Source organism: Clostridium weizhouense (genome assembly GCF_019431045.1).
Lineage (GTDB): Bacteria > Bacillota > Clostridia > Clostridiales > Clostridiaceae > Clostridium > Clostridium weizhouense.
In genome coordinates this window covers 1-19,156 of the sequence record NZ_JAHXPT010000019.1, presented here as the reverse complement: position 1 = coordinate 19,156, position 19,156 = coordinate 1, and the positions used below count along the sequence as shown (strand labels likewise).

Below are 19,156 nucleotides of genomic sequence, written 5' to 3'. Positions count from 1 at the left end.
CTCTCCTATTCCTGTCTGCTTAAAAATTCTTTACTTAAATTAATATATGCCTCTGCGCCTTTACATTTATCATCATATAACATGATTGGCAATCCAAAGCTCGGTGCTTCTGCTAATCTTATATTTCTTGGAATAGTTGTTTTATAGACCTTACTTTTAAAATACTTTTTAACTTCCTTAAATACCTCATTACTAAGATTGGTTCTATAATCAAACATAGTCATTACTACGCCTTCAATTTCTAATTTCTTATTTAAAGACTTTTTAACTAATTGAATTGTATTAACTAATTGACTAACTCCTTCTAATGCATAGAATTCACATTGTATTGGAATTAATACTGAATCTGCGCATGTTAGTGCATTTATAGTTAATACTCCTAAAGAAGGTGGACAATCTATAAATACATAATCATATTCGCCTTCAATTTCTTTTAATTTTCTTTTTATAATATTTTCCCTATCTTCTCTTCCTATTACTTCAACTTCTGCTCCAGCTAATTCCATAGTTGAAGGTGATATAAATAAATTTTCTACTAAATCAGTTCTTAAGATTGAGTCCTTAATTGATATATCTGTTGTCAAAACATCATACATTGAGACCTCTAAACTTCTCTTATCTAAACCAAGTCCACTTGTAGTATTCCCTTGAGGATCAATATCTATTGTCAGCACTTTATATCCTGCCATAGCTAAATATCCTGATAAATTTATATTAGTAGTAGTTTTACCTACTCCACCCTTTTGATTAAAAATACAAACTGTCTTCATAATTAAGCCCTATAAGAGCCTACACCCCCTCTCCCATATTAACATTATATATATATTCAATACATATTAAAAGATTAATGTAAGAAAAATGAAAAAAAATAGTATATAAATTTATTAAAAAATAATTTTCAATAAATTTATATACTATTTTGTCCTTTTTTTAATAAACTATAATTAAAATATGTAAATACCATTAAAATTTATTCATTAATATAAACTAAAAAATATTTATAGAATTTATGCTACTACTCACTATAGTAAGAAAGTTACATAGAAAATTTATCATATATATACTTATAACTAGATATTCCTAATCTTTTATAAAAAATTATAAATATATTAAATTAATTATATTATATATTAAATTTAATACTTATTTTAAGTATACTCAAAAAAATAATAGATCAGTATACTATCTATTTGATCTATTATTTTATTTCATGTTCCTTATAATTTAATTTTTATTTTTAGGAATTTTTACAGTTACTTCAATAAATTCATCATCATCTTTACAATTATATTCAGCAGGTATATTAAATTTTTGAAGTACTTGTTTTATTGTATTCATATATAATTTTGCAGGTAATGCTGCTTTTATATTGTTTTTTGATTTCTTATCATTTAATTGTTTGCCTGCTATTTTTAGTAATTCTTTATTAATTAATTCTTCAGTATTTTTTACATTTAATCCATTCTTTATTACTTTTTGTACAATTTTTATTTGGAGCTGTGGAGTAGGAATGCTAAGGAGAGCTCTTGCATGCCTTTCTGTTAAACTATTTTCAAGACATAATAGTCTAACTTTAGGATCTAGCTTTAATAATCTTAACTTATTAGCAATTGTTGATTGTTTTTTTCCCATTCTCTTTGCTAAATCTTCTTGTGTAAAATTATGGTCATTAAGAAGATTATTATAAGCTTCAGCTTCTTCAATATAATTTAAATCTTCTCTTTGAAGATTTTCTAATAATGCTATTTCTGCTGATTCATAATCAGTTATATTTACTATATTACATGGAACTGAATCAAAATTAGCTAATTTTGCAGCTCTAAGTCTTCTTTCACCCGCTACTAGCTCATAGATTTCTCCCATTTTTCTTACTGTAAGTGGTTGTATAATTCCATGTTCCTTTATTGATTGTGATAATTCTCCAAGTGCTTCTTCATTAAAATATTTACGTGGTTGATAAAGATTTGGAACTATCTTATCTATATCTATTTTAATTATTTCATTATTCATTTATCTCAACCCATCCCTCATTAATTACTTTAATCACATAAAAAGCCTATAATTTCTATTATTCTATAATAATAATATTTTTCCTTTAATTATAAAATTATTTTATAAAACAAATTAGTATAATTTTGTTAATATTTCTACAAATATAAAAATAATAATGTATTTATTTTATAGGATTTTTAGTAACATTACCTGCTTTTCTTGGATAAGTTTTAGGACATTCATTAATCTTTTTAACTATAACCAAGTTATGTTTTAATTCAGTATCTTCAATTTGAACCTCACATATATCAATTAGAGTCCCTCCTAATGTAGCTATTGCCTTTTTACTGTCTTTTATTTCTTGATCTACAGATGGACCCTTTAATGCAATAAAATGTCCTCCTACCTTAACGTAAGGTAAACAAAATTCTGATAATACACTCATATTAGCAACAGCTCTAGATGTAGCTATGTCAAAACTTTCTCTAAGATTTTTTTGCCTAGCTCCATCTTCAGCTCTACTATGAATAGTTGTAACATTTTTAAGATTTAGTTCATTTATAACTGTATTTAAAAAGTTAACTCTTTTATTTAGTGAATCTAATAAAATAACTTTAATTTCACTTCTCATAATAGCTATTGGAATTCCAGGAAACCCTGCACCTGTTCCAACATCTATTAGAGTATTAGCTTTTTTAAACTCTTCTCTTTTAAATGCTTTAATAGAATCTATAAAATGTTTTTTTATTATTTCTTCATCTTCAGTTATAGCTGTTAAATTTATTTTTTCATTCCACTCTTTAAGAAGATCTTTATATATTATGAATTTCTCATATTGAGATTCTGATAACTTTAATCCTACATCCTCAGCAGCCTTAGCCATTAAATTATAAAATTCCATAATTACCTCCAAGAAAATTAATATTATTTATCCGCTAGCTAACATTTATAACAGTCTTATTTTAGCTATGATATCTTTTATCATAATTAACAATGAATATTAAGTAATTTCTGATAAATTAACATTTATTTATTGTTAATTAGGTTAAATAGTAGTGACTCTTATCTAAATAACTTATAACCAACATTGATTTATAAATTAAGATTAGACTATATATGATACTAAGAATTCTGTTTGTTATAATAATGTTCAAGATAAATAAGTAATACAGAAATATCTGCTGGAGATACACCTGAAATACGAGACGCTTGCCCAATGCTTATAGGTTTAATACTATTTAATTTTTGTTCTGCTTCAGTTCTTAATCCCTTTACATTACTATAATCAATATCTTTAGGTAATAATTTTTTTTCAAATTTTTTAAATTGTGAAACTTGTTCAAGTTGATTAGTTATATATCCTTCATATTTTGCAATTATATTTATTTGTTCACCAACATCACTAGGTATATCTTCTCTTTCAGGATCTAATCCAATTAAATTAAAATAATCAACTTCTGGTCTCTTTATTAATTCATAAAAACTAATAGGTTTTTTTAATTCTGATGAACCTAACGATATTAAAAATTCATTCACTTGTCTTTTATTAGTTATTTTTAAATTTTTTAATCTTTCAAGCTCAGATTCAATATTATTTTTTCTTCTTAAAAATGTTTCATATCTCTCTTCTGTAACTAAACCAACTTCATGTCCTATTTCAGTTAATCTAAAATCTGCATTATCTTGTCTTAGTAATAATCTATATTCAGCTCTTGATGTCATCATTCTATAAGGTTCATTGGTACCTTTTGTAACTAAATCATCAATTAAAACCCCAATATATGCATCTGAACGGGTTAATATCATAGGGTTTCTATCTTTTATTTTTAATGCAGCATTTATACCTGCTACTAACCCCTGTGCAGCTGCTTCTTCATATCCTGAACTACCATTAAATTGCCCTGCACCATATAGCCCATTAATAGTTTTAAACTCTAGAGTTGGTTTAAGTTGGGTAGGATCAACTGAATCATATTCAATTGCATATGCAGTTCTCATCATTTCTACATTTTCTAAGCCAGGTAATGTTCTAAGCATTTTAATTTGAACTTCTTCTGGTAGAGATGAAGACATACCACCTACATACATTTCTAATGTATCGGTACCTTCTGGTTCAACAAATATTTGATGTTGTAGCTTATCTGGAAATCTCATAACTTTATCTTCAATAGATGGACAATATCTTGGACCTACACCTTTAATAGTTCCATTATATATCGGAGATCTTCCTATATTTTCCTTTATTATATTATGTGTATTTTGATTAGTATACGTTAAATAACATGATATCTGTTCTTTATTAATCTCTTCACTCATAAATGAAAATGGTACTATATTATCATCACCTTTTTGCTCAATCATCTTAGAGAAATCTACAGATCTTCTATTGATTCTTGCTGGTGTCCCTGTCTTAAATCTTCTTAAGTTAATTCCTAAATCTAATAATGATTGTGATAAATCATTTGCCGGAAATAATCCGTTTGGACCTCCAAAATAACTTACCTCTCCAATTATAATCTTTCCTTTTAAATATGTACCTGTTGCTAAGATTACAGCTTTACAATTAAAAACTGCACCATTCTTGGTTACTACTCCAGTAATATTTCCCTCATCAACTATGATCTCTGTAACCTCTATTTGTTTCATTTGAAGATTTTCTTGTTCTTCTAATACTTTTTTCATTCTAGATTGATAATCTTTTTTATCAGCCTGTGCTCTTAATGAATGAACTGCTGGCCCTTTAGATGTATTTAACATTCTTGATTGGATAAATGTATTATCTATATTTATTCCCATTTCTCCACCTAAAGCATCAATCTCCCTAACTAAATGACCTTTTGCTGTTCCTCCAATATTGGGATTACAAGGCATCATAGCTATTGAATCTAAATTTATTGTACAAATTAATGTATTTAAACCTAATCTAGCTGAAGCTAATGCAGCCTCGCATCCTGCATGACCAGCTCCAACAACTACTACATCAAATGTTCCTGCATCATAAGTTACTTGCATTTACTATCCCCCCTATTTTCCTACACAAAATTCGCTAAAAATCTTATTTAATACATCTTCTTCTAATTCATCACCTGTTATCTCTCCTAATGATCTCATTGCAGATGTTACATAGATTGAAATCAGATCAAGATATTCATCAGTATTAATTCTATTTAAAGCTTCCTCACAATTTTCTAATGCTCTATAAAGTGCTTGTTTATGTCTTACATTAGATACAATTAGACTCTCACTATTTATTGTTCCATTAAAAAATAAAGTTTTTATCTTATCTTTTAATTCATTAATCCCCTCACCAGTTTTTGCTGATATTAAGATTTTGTTATCTAAATCAATACTAGATATTTTCTTATCTAGGTCTATTTTATTTAATAATACTATATGATTTTTATTTCTTATAGTATTAATTATTTCCTTATCTTCATCTTCTAATTCTCTAGAAGAGTCTAGAATTAACACTACTAAATCAGCTTCTTCAATTTTCTCTCTTGATCTTTCAACACCAATTTTTTCTACTGTATCTTCAGTTTCTCTAATCCCTGCTGTATCAGTTATCTTTATAGGTATTCCATCTATATTCAAATATTCTTCAATTATATCTCTTGTAGTTCCAGGTATATCTGTTACAATTGCTCGTTTTTCTTTTAATAACATATTAAGTAGTGATGATTTCCCAACATTAGGTTTACCTACAATAACCATATTAAGTCCATCTCTAATTATTTTTCCTTCATCAGCATTTTTTAATAGATCTTTTATCTTTAATATAGTCTGAGCTATTCCTTCTTTTGCTTTTATAATTAAACTATCATCTATTTCTTCATCATCTTCAGTAAAATCTATACCATATTCTATTAATGCTAAAACATCTAATAAATACTTTCTTAATTCTGTTATTTGCTTTGAAAGTGCACCACTACTTTGCATAATAGCTGACTTCATAGATAGATCTGTTTTAGCTCTTATGATATCAATAACAGCTTCAGCCTGACTTAAATCAATTCTACCATTTAAAAATGCTCTTTTAGTAAACTCTCCTGGTTCAGCCACTCTTGCTCCAGCTTTAATAACTTGATCCATTACACTATTAGTTGATATAACTCCACCATGACAATTGATTTCTATTATATCTTCTGTTGTATAACTATGTGGCCCCTTCATATAGCTTATAATAACTTCATCAATTATATCTTTGCTTTCTAAATCAATTATATTACCATATTTCATGGTATAAGTCTTCATATTTTTTATATCAAATTTATTTTTACTAATAAAAATTTTACTAATTATATCTAAAGTTTTATTACCTGAAATTCTAATAATAGAGATTCCACCTTCTCCAATAGGTGTTGCTATGCCACAAATGGTATCAAAATCTTTCATAATATAAATTCTCCTTATGCAATTAATCTTGTAATTTATTTTTAATATTATAGCCAATCAAATTAAATATCAAAACAATTATAAATAAAAATCTAATTTATTAATTTATAAATTGCTGTTAATTAATAGAGTATTACTCAATTATAACTATTTACTTAATATCTACATTATAAATTTATATAAATGGTACTAAATAATTTTTAAAATTACTACTTAATATATAACCTTGAAATAAATTTTACATAACAAAATTAAATTAGTCAAAATACTTATTTTCTTAGTAAAATTAATAAAAGAAAGCCTTTAAGGGCTTTCTTTTATTAATTTCTTTTTAATTCCACTACTACTTTCCTAAAAGGTTCATTTCCCTCACTATAAGTATAAACAAAATCATTATATTGAAGAGAAGAATGAATAATTCTTCTCTCATAAGGATTCATTGGTTCTAACTTAAACGTCTTACCTGTTCTTTTTACTTTTGCTGCAGTTTTTTCCGCAACTCTTTTAAGGGTTTCTTCTCTTTTATTTCTATAATTTTCTATATCTAAAATAACTCTTTTGTAAGGAATATCATTATTTTTATTTACCATTAATGATATTAAACATTGTAATGAATCTAAAGTCTCTCCTCTATATCCAATAATTGCTCCTACTTTTTTACCTGATAAGTTAACTTTAATAATATTATTATCTTCTTTTATATCTACTTCAGCTTCTATATCCATAGTCTTAAGAACTACATTTAAAAAATTATTTATTTCTTCAATATAGTTGCGTTTAATAGTTACTCTAATTTTTGCTGGTTTAGAGCCTATAAAACTAAATAATCCTTTTGAACCCTCTTCTAAAACTTCAACTTCAACCATATTTTTTGTTGTATTTAGCTCAATTAAAGCTTTTTTTAAGGCTTCTTCAACAGTTTTTCCCTCTAACTCTATTGACTTCATCTCTTAATTCACCACCTTAATCCAAAGCAAATATATAAGTTCTAATAAAGCTTTTTTATTAATATAAATTTAAAATATTTATAAATTATATTGAATACTATATTAAGAAACTTATATAGGAAATTTATGATATATATGCTTCTAACTGAATATTATTATTATAATTTCTTATAAAACTTATATAAAAAATTATAAATATAATAATTTAATTAAAAAATACATTAAATTATAAATTTATTTTTTCTTTTTTTTCTTTGTACTAGCTAAATTACTAGGTGCTTCAACATCCATAACAAAATTACTATTTTCAAATTGGACGCTACTATTTCCTTCTGCATTCTTTAATTTTCTCTTTGCAGGTCTATAATTTAAGAAATATGTTTGTATAGTCTGAATGATATTTCCTATTATCCAATATAAAACCAATATTGATTTAAAATTCAATGACATAAATCCCATCATAAATGCCATAACTAAACTCATAGTTCCCATATTCATAGGCGAATTATCTGAAGGCGTAGATTTTGCCATCAAATAAGAAGGTAAATATGTTGATAAAGCAGCTAATATAGGCAATATAAACTTAGTATCTTTACTAGCTAAATCATTAATCCATAAAAATGATGCTCCATTTAATCCATCTATTCTAAAAAATACATAGTATAAAGCCATCAATATAGGTAATGGTAGTAATGAAGGAAGACATCCCCCTGTTACACTAACATTTCTTTCTTTATAAAGCTTCATAGTTTCTGCGTTTAATTTTTCAGGATTGCCTTTATATTTTTCCTGAAGCTTTTTAACTTCTGGCTGAATTTCTTGCATTTTTTGTGTTGACTTTGCTGCTTTAATGTTAAGTGGCAATATAAGCAGTCTAATAATCAACGTAAATACAAGTACAGCTAATACATATGATAATCCTACATCTTTTACTCCAATACTAACAATGAAATCATGTAGATAATTAAATATATTAGCCATAAATTGAATTATCTTTTCAAACATTAAAATCTGTACCTCCTAATATGTTACTTTACGGGATCATAACCACCTTTACAAAAAGGATTACACCTTAGAATTCTATAAAGTGCCATTAAGCTCCCCTTAACAGCACCATATTTTTCTATAGCATCTAAGGCATACTGTGAGCAAGTTGGCGTAAATCTACAGCATGGGTTTTTTCTAGGTGAAATATATACCCTATAGAATTTAATTAGATTTATTAATAACTTCTTCATCTAAATATAATCCTGCCTTTTTAAGTAAATTCTTCATCGCCTTTTCGGTCTCAAAATAATTTTTATCTTTCATAGGATTTCGTGCTATAAAAACATAATCATATCCTTTTATTATATTGTCATAATTTAATCTAAAACTTTCACTTATTAATCTCTTACATCTACTTCTAACAACACTGTTTCCAACTTTCTTGCTTACAGAAATCCCTACTTTACTATATAATACGCCATTTTTATCTTTATTTCTTTTATTTTTTAAAGCATACATAACTAAGTTATGATTAGCAAATGACTTTCCTCTTTTATATACAATTATAAACTCTATATTTTTTTTTAATCTATAAATCATAGGTATTTCTATACTCCTTTTTTCCTGCATTTGCAGAAAAAAGGCCACTTAATGCGGCCCTTATGCTGTTAATTTTTTTCTTCCTTTTTGTCTTCTATTCTTAAGAATGTTTCTTCCTGATTGAGTGCTCATTCTTTTTCTGAAGCCATGCTCCTTTTTTCTTTGTCTCTTTTTTGGTTGATAAGTCATGAACATTATAAATGCACCCCCTTAAATTTATTATTTATAGTAATAACTATACTTTCTGTGATTTTAAATTTTACCTTTCTATTATATATATAACCTAATTTTCTGTCAAGATAATACTAATTGTTGATAATTATATTTTTATGGATATATTTTTGTGGATAACTTATTGAATATGCACAATTACTTATGTTATTATAAATATTATAACTGTGAATAACTTATTTTCAATAAAACTTATCCACAGCTGTTGATAAATATGTGCATAACTTGTTTATTTTTTAGTTTAACCTAATTAATGTTATAATATATTTTCTTATTATATCCCAAATTATTTACTTTTAATAATGTTTTTATACTTAAAATTTGTTATTGTTGATAACTTTTTATATAATATATTTTTTAGATAAATTATCAACATGTGTATAACTTTATACTCTTAGTCAACAATTAAAATATATTCTGTATTATTTTGTTGATATCTTGTTAATAATTTATATTTTAAATAAAAAAAATTTTTTCTTAAAATAATATTGGAGGATTAAAAATGGATGCTGACCTTAAACAATTATGGGAAAAAACCCTAAATATTATAAAAGGCGAAATGAGCGAAGTCAGCTTTAATACTTGGATAAAGAGCTGTGAACCTATTTCTATTTCTGATAAAAGTATAAAAATAAGCGTTCCTAACTCTTTTACTAAAGATATTCTAGATAAAAGATATAAAAGTTTAGTTGCTAATTCTATAGAAGCAGTTTGCTCAAAGTTATACGAAATTGAATTTCTTATAGCTTCTGATCTTGAAAGCGAAGATAACTATACCGATGATGAAACAAAAGTTAATAATAAAATGAAATCAAACTCTAAAAAAACTATTATCGTTAATGATGAAATGTCTTCAACTTTAAATCCTAAATATACTTTTAATTCATTTGTAATAGGTAATAGTAATAGATTTGCTCATGCTGCGTCTTTAGCTGTTGCTGAATCACCAGCTAAAGCTTATAATCCTCTATTCATATATGGGGGAGTAGGACTTGGTAAAACTCACTTAATGCATGCAATTGGTCATTATATATTACAAAATAATACTAATGCAAAAGTAGTTTACGTATCTTCTGAAAAGTTTACAAATGAGCTAATTAATGCAATTAAAGATGATAAAAATGAAGAATTTAGAAATAAATATAGAAATGTCGATGTATTGCTTATAGATGATATACAATTTATAGCTGGTAAAGAACGTACTCAAGAAGAATTTTTCCATACTTTTAATGCTTTACATGATGCTAATAAGCAAATAATATTATCATCAGATCGTCCACCAAAAGAAATTCCAACATTAGAAGATAGGCTTAGATCTAGATTCGAATGGGGGTTAATTGCTGACATTCAAGTTCCAGATTTCGAAACTAGAATGGCTATTCTTAAAAAGAAAGCTGATGTTGAAAATTTAAATGTAGCTAATGAAGTTATGGGATATATAGCAACAAAAATTAAATCTAATATTAGAGAATTAGAAGGTGCACTTATAAGAATAATCGCATATTCATCCCTTACAAATAGGGAAGTTACAGTCGATTTAGCATCAGAAGCCTTAAAAGATATAATATCTAAAAAACAAGGCAAACATGTAACTATTGGTTCTATTCAAGAAATAGTTGCCAACTATTTTAATTTAAAAATAGACGATTTAAAATCACAAAGAAGAACTAGAAATGTAGCCTATCCTAGACAAATAGCTATGTATTTAACCAGAAAATTAACTGATATGTCTTTACCTAAAATTGGTGAAGAATTTGGAGGAAGAGACCATACAACCGTAATACACGCTTATGAAAAAATTTCTGAAAATCTAAAGAATGATGAGAGCTTACAGCATACAGTTGCTGATATTACCAAAAAAGTTACTCAAAATTAATTAACATATGTACATAATAAGTATTGAATAACTTGTGGATAACAATATTATATTAATCTTCTGTTGAAAACTGTGGATAAGATGAGCTATTTGTTACGGACTTATCCACAATATTTTTGTATAAAAATATGTTGGTAATACTTAATTACAATGTGTTATCAACATATTCACACTCCCTACTACTATTATTACTATATATTTTATATATATCTATTCTAATTATATCTTTACTTACATGTGAATAATAAGGAGGACGTTTATAATGATTTTTATATGTGAAAAACATAAATTACTAGAAGGTATATCAATTGTACAAAAAGCAATTACTGGAAAATCAACAATGCAAATACTAGATGGTATTTATATAAATGCTAAAGATGGTGAATTAACATTAATAGGGTCAGATATGGATCTTAGCATACAAACTACAGTAAAATCAGATGTTATTGAAAATGGTGAAATAGTTATTGATGCTAAAATATTTGGAGAAATAATTAGAAAACTTCCTAATTCTGATATAAAAATAGAAACAATAGAGAATGAATCAATACAAATTACTTGTGAAAAATCAATATTTAACGTTGTATATATGAATGCAAGTGAATATCCTTCACTCCCTAATATAAATGAAAATCTAAAAGTTGAAGTAAGCGAAAGTATACTTAAAAACATGATTAAAGGAACATCTTTTGCAATAGCTCAAGATGAAACAAGACCAATATTACAAGGAATACTATTTGAAGTTAAAAATAAAAATTTAAATTTAGTAGCACTTGATGGATATAGATTAGCTGTAAGAAGTGAATTTTTAGATACAGATATTGATATTGAAGTTGTAATTCCTGGTAAAACATTAATCGAAGTATCTAAAATATTAGAAGACAATGAAAAAACTGTATATATAACATTTACTAATAATCATATATTATTTAATTTAGAAAATACTAAAATTATATCAAGATTATTAGATGGAAAATTTGTAAATTATAACTCATTGTTACCACAAGAACATAAATTACTAGTTAATATTAATAGACAAGAGTTACAAAATGGTATTGAAAGAGCATCTCTTATGGCTAAAGATGGCAATACCAATTTAATAAAGTTAGATATTACAGAAGATACATTGGTAATAACATCTAATTCTCAATTGGGAAAAGTGAGAGAAGAAGTTTCTTTGAAATTGCAAGGAGATGAAATACAAATTGCATTTAATTCAAGATATTTATTAGATGTTCTTAAAAATATGGAAGATGAAGAAGTCATTATGGAAATGACTTCAGGAATTAGTCCATGTGTAATAAAAGAAAAAGACAGTGAAAATTCCAAATATTTAGTACTACCAGTAAGATTAATGAGATAGGGAGGATATAAATATTTATTAATATTTATGCATTAAAAATGAATAAAGTAGAAATAAGCACAGAATTTATAAAATTAGATGCATTTTTGAAATGGAGTGGTATAGCTTCATTAGGATCAGAAGCTAAAATGTATATTCAAGATGGATTAGTAAAAGTTAATAGTGAAGTTTGTTTACAAAGAGGAAAAAAGTTAAAATTAGGTGATATTATAGAATTTGAAAATGAAAAATTTGAAATAGTATAAACATTTAATTTTTAATAAACAAGCACTTGCTTTTTTATTATGATATAATTAATAATAGGTGTATTTTTATGTATATTAAGACAATAATGTTAGCTAATTATAGGAATTATAAACAGCTAGAAATAAATTTAAGTAAAAATGTTAATGTGTTCATAGGTAATAATGCTCAAGGTAAAACTAATATTTTAGAAGCTATTTATTATTGTGCATTTTCTAAATCTCATAGAACTTCAAAAGATAAAGATTTAATAAGATGGGATAATAATGAGGCATATATAAGTTTGCTTATAGGAAAAAATAGATTAGATAAGAAAATAGATATAAAAATATTAAGAGATGGAAAAAAAGCTATAAAAGTAAATTCTATAAAAATAAATAAAATAGCAGAGCTTTTTGGAACATTTAATGTAGTTATGTTTTCTCCAGAAGATTTAAAAATTGTAAAAGAGTCTCCAAAAATAAGAAGAAAATTTTTAGATATGGAATTATCCCAAATAAATAAAAAATATTATTTTAGCTTAGTTCAATATAATAAAATATTGAATGAAAGAAATATAATTTTAAAATCAAAAAATTTCAATAAGGATATTTTAGATATATATGATTTACAATTAGTGGAATATGCTGATTATATTATTAAAAAGAGGTTAGAATATATAGATAAAATAAACTATTATGGATATAAAATACACAATGATATAACTTCTGGGAAAGAAAAAATAGAATTTAAATATGATTCCATAATTAAATATACAAATGATTTTAAAAATATTTTTCTAAAAAAATTAAAAGACAATCTTAAAAAAGATAGGGAAAAGGGTTTAACTTCAATAGGACCACATAGAGATGATTTTCATGTTTTAATAAATGATGTAGATGTAAAAAGCTTTGGATCACAGGGACAACAAAGAACATCTGTTTTAACAATGAAGTTTTCTTCTCTTAAAATTATTAAAGAAATAACTGATGAATACCCTATTTTATTATTAGATGATGTTTTATCTGAACTTGATATAAATAGAAAAAGGTATATATTAAGTACTATTAATGATATACAAACCGTGATAACTTGTACAGGTATTAGTGATCTGGAGGATTATTTAGATAATACATCTAAAATATTCGAGATATATAACGGAGAAATAGTTAATTAAAGGAGGCATGCTTAGTGTTTTTGCATTTAGGAGAAAATGTTGTAGTGCCGATAAAAGATATTATAGGAATATTTAATTTAGAAAATTCAATGTATAGTTCAGATACTATACAATTTTTAAGAATGGCAGAAGAAGATGGTTTTGTAGAAAGAATAACAGAAGAAAAACCTAAATCTTTTGTTATTGCGGAAGTTAATAAAATGAGTAAGATATACCTTTCACCAATATCATCAGCAACATTAACTAAAAGAACTGATATAGAATATAATTATTAAATAATATTATTAGTTTTAAATATTTATTAAATTTAGGAGGAGTCTGTTTTGGAACAAAATAATCAAAGATATGATGAAAATCAGATTCAAGTACTTGAGGGACTAGAGGCTGTTAGAAAAAGACCAGGTATGTACATAGGTAGTACCAGCTCTAGAGGATTGCATCACTTAGTATATGAAATAGTTGATAATAGTATTGATGAGGCTCTAGCTGGATACTGCAAGAATATAGAAGTAAAAATTAATGAGGATAATTCTATTACAGTATGTGATGATGGTAGAGGTATGCCAGTAGGTATGCATCCTAAAATGCATAAATCAACAGTAGAAGTTATAATGACAGTACTTCATGCCGGTGGTAAATTTGGTGGCGGAGGATACAAAGTATCTGGGGGATTACATGGAGTTGGAGCTTCTGTAGTTAACGCTCTTTCAGAAAAATGTATTGTTACAGTAAAAAGAGAAGGTCATATATGGAAACAAGAATATTCAAAGGGTAAGGTTATTTCTGAATTATCTAAAACAGGAGAAACATCAGAAACAGGCACACAAGTATACTTTAAGCCAGATGAAGAAATATTTGATGATGTTGTATATGATTTTGATATACTATCTCAAAGATTAAGAGAATTAGCCTTTTTAAATAAGGGAATTAATATAAAATTAACAGATACAAGATATGATAAAGAAGAAAACTATCATTATGAAGGTGGAATTAAATCTTTTGTTTCATACTTAAATAGAAATAAAGCGCAACTGCATGAGGAACCAATATATGTAGAAGGTATAAAAGATAAAATATCAGTTGAAATTGCTTTACAATATAATGATGGATACACAGAAAATATATTTTCTTTTGCTAATAATATTGACACAATTGAAGGGGGAACCCATTTAGTTGGATTTAAAACAGCATTAACAAGAGTGTTTAATGATTATGTAAGAAGATATGGATTTATTAAAGAAAATGATAAAAATCTATCTGGTGATGATATAAGAGAAGGTCTTACAGCTGTAATATCAGTTAAAATTGAAGAACCGCAATTTGAAGGGCAAACAAAGACTAAACTAGGAAATAGTGAAGTAAAAGGTGTTGTTGATTCAATTGTTAGTGAATCTGTTGGGATATTCTTAGAAGAGAATCCTACAATTAGTAAAATAATTATTGATAAAGCATTAATGGCTGCTAGAGCTAGAGATGCTGCTAGAAAAGCAAGAGAATTAACTAGAAAATCAGTTTTGGAAAGAACAACACTACCAGGAAAATTAGCAGATTGTTCATCAAAAGATCCTAAAGAATGTGAAATATATATAGTCGAAGGGGATTCAGCTGGTGGATCTGCAAAACAAGGAAGGAATAGAAAATTCCAAGCTATTTTACCTTTAAGGGGTAAAATAATGAATGTTGAAAAACAAAGATTAGATAAAATATTAAATTCAGACACTATAAGATCTATGATTACTGCATTTGGTGGAGGAATTGGGAAAGATTTTGACATTGAAAAGCTTAGATATCATAGAATTATAATTATGACAGATGCTGATGTTGATGGAGCTCATATAAGAACTCTATTATTAACGTTTTTCTATAGATATATGAGAGAGCTTGTAGAACAAGGGCATGTATATATTGCTCAACCACCATTATTTAAAGTAAGTAAGAATAAAAAAGAATTCTATGCTTATTCTGATGAAGAACTAGAATCAGTATTAAATGATATTGGTGGAAAAGATAATTCAGTAGACATTCAAAGATACAAAGGTCTTGGAGAAATGAATGCTACTCAATTATGGGATACAACAATGGATCCAGAAAAGAGAATACTATTAAAAGCTACAGTAGATGATGCTATGGCTGCAGATGAAATATTTACAATTCTTATGGGCGAAAAAGTTGAACCAAGAAGAGAATTTATAGAACAAAATGCTAAGAATGTTGTTAATTTAGATATTTAGTACTGAATATGAGGTGAAGTACATGGAATTCAATGAGGGAAAAATTATACCTGTAGATATAAAAAATGAAATGAAAAAATGCTACATAGATTATGCTATGAGTGTAATAGTAGGGCGTGCATTGCCAGATGTTAGAGATGGATTAAAGCCAGTACACAGAAGAATATTATATTCTATGCAAGTTTTAGGTTTATCTCCGGAAAAAGGATATAGAAAATGTGCTAGAATAGTCGGAGACGTTTTAGGTAAATATCATCCACATGGAGATAGTTCTGTTTATGATGCTTTAGTTAGAATGGCACAAGATTTTTCAATGAGATATATGTTAGTAGACGGTCATGGTAACTTTGGATCAGTAGATGGTGATAGCGCTGCTGCCATGAGATATACAGAAGCTAAAATGAATAAGATATCAGTTGAAATGTTAAGAGATATAAATAAAAATACAGTTGACTTTATGCCTAACTTTGATGGTGAGGAAGAAGAACCAACAGTATTACCATCTAGATTCCCTAATCTTCTAGTGAATGGATCATCTGGTATTGCGGTTGGTATGGCTACTAATATACCACCACATAATTTATGTGAAGTAATAGATGGTACTGTAATGCTTATTGATAATCCAGAAGCAACAGTATTAGAACTTATGACGAAAATTAAAGGTCCAGATTTTCCTACTGGAGCTATGATTATGGGAAGTGCTGGTATAAGAGCAGCTTATGAAACTGGAAGAGGAAAAATTGTAGTTAGAGCTAAAACTGAAATAGAAGAAAATAATGGAAGACATAAAATTATAGTTACTGAAATACCTTATCAAGTAAATAAAGCTAAACTTATAGAAAATATTGCTGATTTAGTAAAAGATAAAAAGATTACTGGAATATCTGATTTAAGAGATGAATCTGATAGAGAAGGTATGAGAATAGTAATTGAACTAAAAAAAGATGTTAATCCTAATATAATATTAAACTTATTATATAAGCATACAAAACTTCAAGATACTTTTGGAGTAATTATGTTAGCATTAGTGAATAATGAAACAAAAGTATTAAACTTAAAACAAGTATTAACTCATTATATAGATTTCCAAAAGGAAGTTGTAACAAGAAGAACTGTATTTGAATTAAATAAAGCAGAAGCAAGAGCTCATATATTAGAAGGTTTAAGGATTGCATTAGATAATATAGATAGAGTAATTACCATAATCAGAAGTTCTGCTACAAGTGAAATTGCTAAAAATACATTGATGGAAGAATTTAATCTTACAGAAAAGCAATGTCAGGCAATTTTAGAAATGAGATTAAGAAGATTAACTGGATTAGAAAGAGGAAAAATTGAAGAAGAATATTCCGAATTAATGAAACAAATGGAATACTTAAGATCCATATTGTCTAGTGAAGAAAAGTTATTAGGAGTTATAAAAGACGAACTTTTAGGAATAAGAGCTAAATATGGAGATGAAAGAAGAAGTCAAATTGAAAAAGTTGTTAATGAAATAGACATTGAGGATCTTATACAAGAAGAAGATGTTGTTATTACATTAACTAATTCAGGATATATTAAAAGAATTTCAGCGGATGTCTATTCAGCCCAAAGAAGAGGGGGAAGAGGGATCCAGGCAATGACAACTAAAGAAGATGATCTTGTTGATCATATAATGATAACATCTACTCATTCTGATGTGTTATTCTTTACGAATAAGGGTAGAGTATATAAATTAAGGGCATATGAAATACCTGACGCAGGAAGACAGGCAAAGGGAACTAATATAATTAATTTAATACCTATTGAGCCAGATGAAAGAATACAAACAGTATTAACAGTAACCGATAAACGTAAAGATGGATTCTTATTTATGGGAACAAAACAAGGAATTGTTAAAAAGACACACTTAAGTGAATTTAAAAACTTAAGAAAAAATGGATTAATAGCAATAAATTTAAGAGATGGAGATGAGCTATTAAGAGTTAAAATAACTTATGGTGATGCAAATATGATGGTTGTTACCCAAAATGGATATGCAGTAAGATTTAATGAGAAAGATGTCAGACCTATGGGAAGAAATGCATCAGGTGTTAAAGCAATTAATTTAAAAAATGATGATATAGCAGTATGTATGGATATAGCAGTTGATGGAGAAGATCTATTAGTAATTAGTGAAAATGGATTTGGAAAAAGAACTCCTATTAGTGAATATAAAATCCAAAACCGTGGTGGAGTTGGATTAATAACATACAAAATTAGCGAAAAAACAGGTAAATTAGTCGCAGCAACAATTTGTAAAGAAGATGATGAATTAATGCTTATAAATACAAATGGAGTTGCGATTAGAATTAATGTATCAGATATATCCACAACAAGTAGAGCTGCGATGGGTGTAACATTAATGAGAACTAATGATGAAGAAAAAGTAGTAGCGATAGCAAAAATACTAAGTGATGATAAAGAAGATGATTCTGAAGAAATTATAGAAAATGATATAGAACAAAAAAATCCAGATAATAGTTTAGATGAATTAGTAAATAAAGCTATGGAGGATATGAATAATAAATCAGAATAAGATTAATATATCTATATATGTAAGATAATAAATAATAGAAGAAACCATGAAGACTTTATTAGTACTTCATGGTTTTTTTATAGAGTTTAATGATTAAGTATTTCAAATTTTAGAGGTAATGAATTGATTATGTTGGTATTTTAATAGCGTTTCATACTATTTTCAATGTACTATGAACCTGGAGTATCATTATAAGTATTTAAGAGTATTTTATAGAAATTTGAAGATATTATTATATATATACAATATAACAATATATTTATTATAAGAATGAGTTTTAGATTATGTTAAGATAAAATACGTCGCTGAGGTAATTTTTCAGCAAGCAAGTAAAAGAAAATGTTCAAAATGAAATTTGAAATTTTCAAAAAAACTTGTTGACAAAATAAAAATCAAGTGATATACTAAGGAAGTCGCTTGAGGGTGACAACTTAAAACAAAAGCTGACAACGAAAGTTGAAGCGAAAGAAAATGGTCTTTGAAAATTGAACAGAATATATAAAATACATTTAAGTAAACCAGCAATTCTTTTTGAAAAGTAAGCTAAGATTAAACTTTTTTATGAGAGTTTGATC

Annotated in this window: 17 protein-coding genes; 7 read left to right on the top strand and 10 right to left on the bottom strand. The window is 26.6% G+C overall.

The window, feature by feature from the left end; all coding sequences use genetic code 11:
- Positions 1-5: 5 nt before the first annotated feature.
- From KYD98_RS16975 to rpmH, 10 genes are all read right to left on the bottom strand, one after another.
- A complete protein-coding gene (locus KYD98_RS16975; RefSeq protein WP_258049897.1) occupies positions 6-770 on the bottom strand; it encodes a ParA family protein in 765 nt (254 codons plus the stop codon).
- 454 nt (positions 771-1,224) lie between these two features.
- Complete coding sequence (gene noc / locus KYD98_RS16970; protein WP_219781242.1) at positions 1,225-2,010, bottom strand: nucleoid occlusion protein; 786 nt, start codon at positions 2,008-2,010, stop codon at positions 1,225-1,227.
- Between the two features lie 163 nt (positions 2,011-2,173).
- Complete coding sequence (gene rsmG, locus KYD98_RS16965; protein ID WP_219781241.1) at positions 2,174-2,893, bottom strand: 16S rRNA (guanine(527)-N(7))-methyltransferase RsmG; 720 nt, start codon at positions 2,891-2,893, stop codon at positions 2,174-2,176.
- A gap of 221 nt (positions 2,894-3,114) precedes the next feature.
- Positions 3,115-5,004, bottom strand: coding sequence for a tRNA uridine-5-carboxymethylaminomethyl(34) synthesis enzyme MnmG (mnmG, locus tag KYD98_RS16960; RefSeq protein ID WP_219781240.1), 1,890 nt, complete (start codon positions 5,002-5,004; stop codon positions 3,115-3,117).
- 12 nt (positions 5,005-5,016) lie between these two features.
- Positions 5,017-6,387, bottom strand: coding sequence for a tRNA uridine-5-carboxymethylaminomethyl(34) synthesis GTPase MnmE (gene mnmE / locus KYD98_RS16955; RefSeq protein ID WP_219781239.1), 1,371 nt, complete (start codon positions 6,385-6,387; stop codon positions 5,017-5,019).
- Between the two features lie 320 nt (positions 6,388-6,707).
- The gene (gene jag / locus KYD98_RS16950; protein ID WP_219781238.1) at positions 6,708-7,334 is read right to left on the bottom strand and encodes an RNA-binding cell elongation regulator Jag/EloR; all 627 of its coding nucleotides are present in this window, start codon (positions 7,332-7,334) and stop codon (positions 6,708-6,710) included.
- A gap of 234 nt (positions 7,335-7,568) precedes the next feature.
- The gene (yidC, locus tag KYD98_RS16945) at positions 7,569-8,339 is read right to left on the bottom strand and encodes a membrane protein insertase YidC (protein ID WP_219781237.1); all 771 of its coding nucleotides are present in this window, start codon (positions 8,337-8,339) and stop codon (positions 7,569-7,571) included.
- Positions 8,340-8,362: 23 nt separating this feature from the next.
- Positions 8,363-8,572 carry a membrane protein insertion efficiency factor YidD gene (gene yidD / locus KYD98_RS16940; protein ID WP_219781236.1) on the bottom strand — a complete coding sequence of 70 codons (210 nt, stop codon included), beginning with the start codon at positions 8,570-8,572 and terminating at the stop codon, positions 8,363-8,365.
- Entirely contained in the window at positions 8,544-8,921 is a 378-nt protein-coding gene (gene rnpA, locus KYD98_RS16935; RefSeq protein ID WP_219781235.1) for a ribonuclease P protein component, read from the bottom strand. The genes yidD and rnpA overlap by 29 nt, the downstream gene beginning before the upstream one ends.
- Positions 8,922-8,981: 60 nt before the next feature.
- On the bottom strand, positions 8,982-9,116 hold the full coding sequence (gene rpmH / locus KYD98_RS16930) for a 50S ribosomal protein L34 (RefSeq protein ID WP_017210025.1): 135 nt from the start codon (positions 9,114-9,116) through the stop codon (positions 8,982-8,984).
- Positions 9,117-9,654: 538 nt separating this feature from the next.
- Here rpmH and dnaA point away from each other — a divergent pair.
- From dnaA to gyrA, 7 genes are all read left to right on the top strand, one after another.
- Positions 9,655-11,028, top strand: coding sequence for a chromosomal replication initiator protein DnaA (gene dnaA / locus KYD98_RS16925; protein WP_219781234.1), 1,374 nt, complete (start codon positions 9,655-9,657; stop codon positions 11,026-11,028).
- Positions 11,029-11,290: 262 nt separating this feature from the next.
- Positions 11,291-12,391 (top strand): DNA polymerase III subunit beta, encoded by a 1,101-nt coding sequence (gene dnaN / locus KYD98_RS16920; RefSeq protein ID WP_219781233.1) that lies wholly within the window; start codon positions 11,291-11,293, stop codon positions 12,389-12,391.
- A gap of 38 nt (positions 12,392-12,429) precedes the next feature.
- The gene (locus tag KYD98_RS16915; protein ID WP_219781232.1) at positions 12,430-12,636 is read left to right on the top strand and encodes an RNA-binding S4 domain-containing protein; all 207 of its coding nucleotides are present in this window, start codon (positions 12,430-12,432) and stop codon (positions 12,634-12,636) included.
- Between the two features lie 68 nt (positions 12,637-12,704).
- Positions 12,705-13,790: a DNA replication/repair protein RecF gene (gene recF, locus KYD98_RS16910; protein ID WP_219781231.1), complete on the top strand. Its 1,086-nt coding sequence runs from the start codon at positions 12,705-12,707 to the stop codon at positions 13,788-13,790.
- 14 nt (positions 13,791-13,804) lie between these two features.
- Positions 13,805-14,065: an extracellular matrix regulator RemB gene (remB, locus tag KYD98_RS16905; RefSeq protein WP_219781230.1), complete on the top strand. Its 261-nt coding sequence runs from the start codon at positions 13,805-13,807 to the stop codon at positions 14,063-14,065.
- A gap of 48 nt (positions 14,066-14,113) precedes the next feature.
- A complete protein-coding gene (gene gyrB / locus KYD98_RS16900; protein WP_219781229.1) occupies positions 14,114-16,021 on the top strand; it encodes a DNA topoisomerase (ATP-hydrolyzing) subunit B in 1,908 nt (635 codons plus the stop codon).
- A gap of 22 nt (positions 16,022-16,043) precedes the next feature.
- Entirely contained in the window at positions 16,044-18,581 is a 2,538-nt protein-coding gene (gene gyrA / locus KYD98_RS16895; RefSeq protein ID WP_219781228.1) for a DNA gyrase subunit A, read from the top strand.
- Positions 18,582-19,156 lie beyond the last annotated feature (575 nt).

Excerpts from the sequence above, each read along its gene's own strand:
- KYD98_RS16915 (WP_219781232.1), top strand. The coding sequence starts at position 12,430 with ATGAATAAAGTAGAAATAAGCACAGAATTTATAAAATTAGATGCATTT.
- gyrA (WP_219781228.1), top strand. The coding sequence starts at position 16,044 with ATGGAATTCAATGAGGGAAAAATTATACCTGTAGATATAAAAAATGAA.
- dnaA (WP_219781234.1), top strand. The coding sequence starts at position 9,655 with ATGGATGCTGACCTTAAACAATTATGGGAAAAAACCCTAAATATTATA.
- recF (WP_219781231.1), top strand. The coding sequence starts at position 12,705 with ATGTATATTAAGACAATAATGTTAGCTAATTATAGGAATTATAAACAG.
- KYD98_RS16975 (WP_258049897.1), bottom strand. The coding sequence starts at position 770 with ATGAAGACAGTTTGTATTTTTAATCAAAAGGGTGGAGTAGGTAAAACT.
- yidC (WP_219781237.1), bottom strand. The coding sequence starts at position 8,339 with ATGTTTGAAAAGATAATTCAATTTATGGCTAATATATTTAATTATCTA.
- noc (WP_219781242.1), bottom strand. The coding sequence starts at position 2,010 with ATGAATAATGAAATAATTAAAATAGATATAGATAAGATAGTTCCAAAT.
- rpmH (WP_017210025.1), bottom strand. The coding sequence starts at position 9,116 with ATGTTCATGACTTATCAACCAAAAAAGAGACAAAGAAAAAAGGAGCAT.
- mnmE (WP_219781239.1), bottom strand. The coding sequence starts at position 6,387 with ATGAAAGATTTTGATACCATTTGTGGCATAGCAACACCTATTGGAGAA.
- rnpA (WP_219781235.1), bottom strand. The coding sequence starts at position 8,921 with ATGATTTATAGATTAAAAAAAAATATAGAGTTTATAATTGTATATAAA.
- dnaN (WP_219781233.1), top strand. The coding sequence starts at position 11,291 with ATGATTTTTATATGTGAAAAACATAAATTACTAGAAGGTATATCAATT.
- yidD (WP_219781236.1), bottom strand. The coding sequence starts at position 8,572 with ATGAAGAAGTTATTAATAAATCTAATTAAATTCTATAGGGTATATATT.
- rsmG (WP_219781241.1), bottom strand. The coding sequence starts at position 2,893 with ATGGAATTTTATAATTTAATGGCTAAGGCTGCTGAGGATGTAGGATTA.
- jag (WP_219781238.1), bottom strand. The coding sequence starts at position 7,334 with ATGAAGTCAATAGAGTTAGAGGGAAAAACTGTTGAAGAAGCCTTAAAA.
- mnmG (WP_219781240.1), bottom strand. The coding sequence starts at position 5,004 with ATGCAAGTAACTTATGATGCAGGAACATTTGATGTAGTAGTTGTTGGA.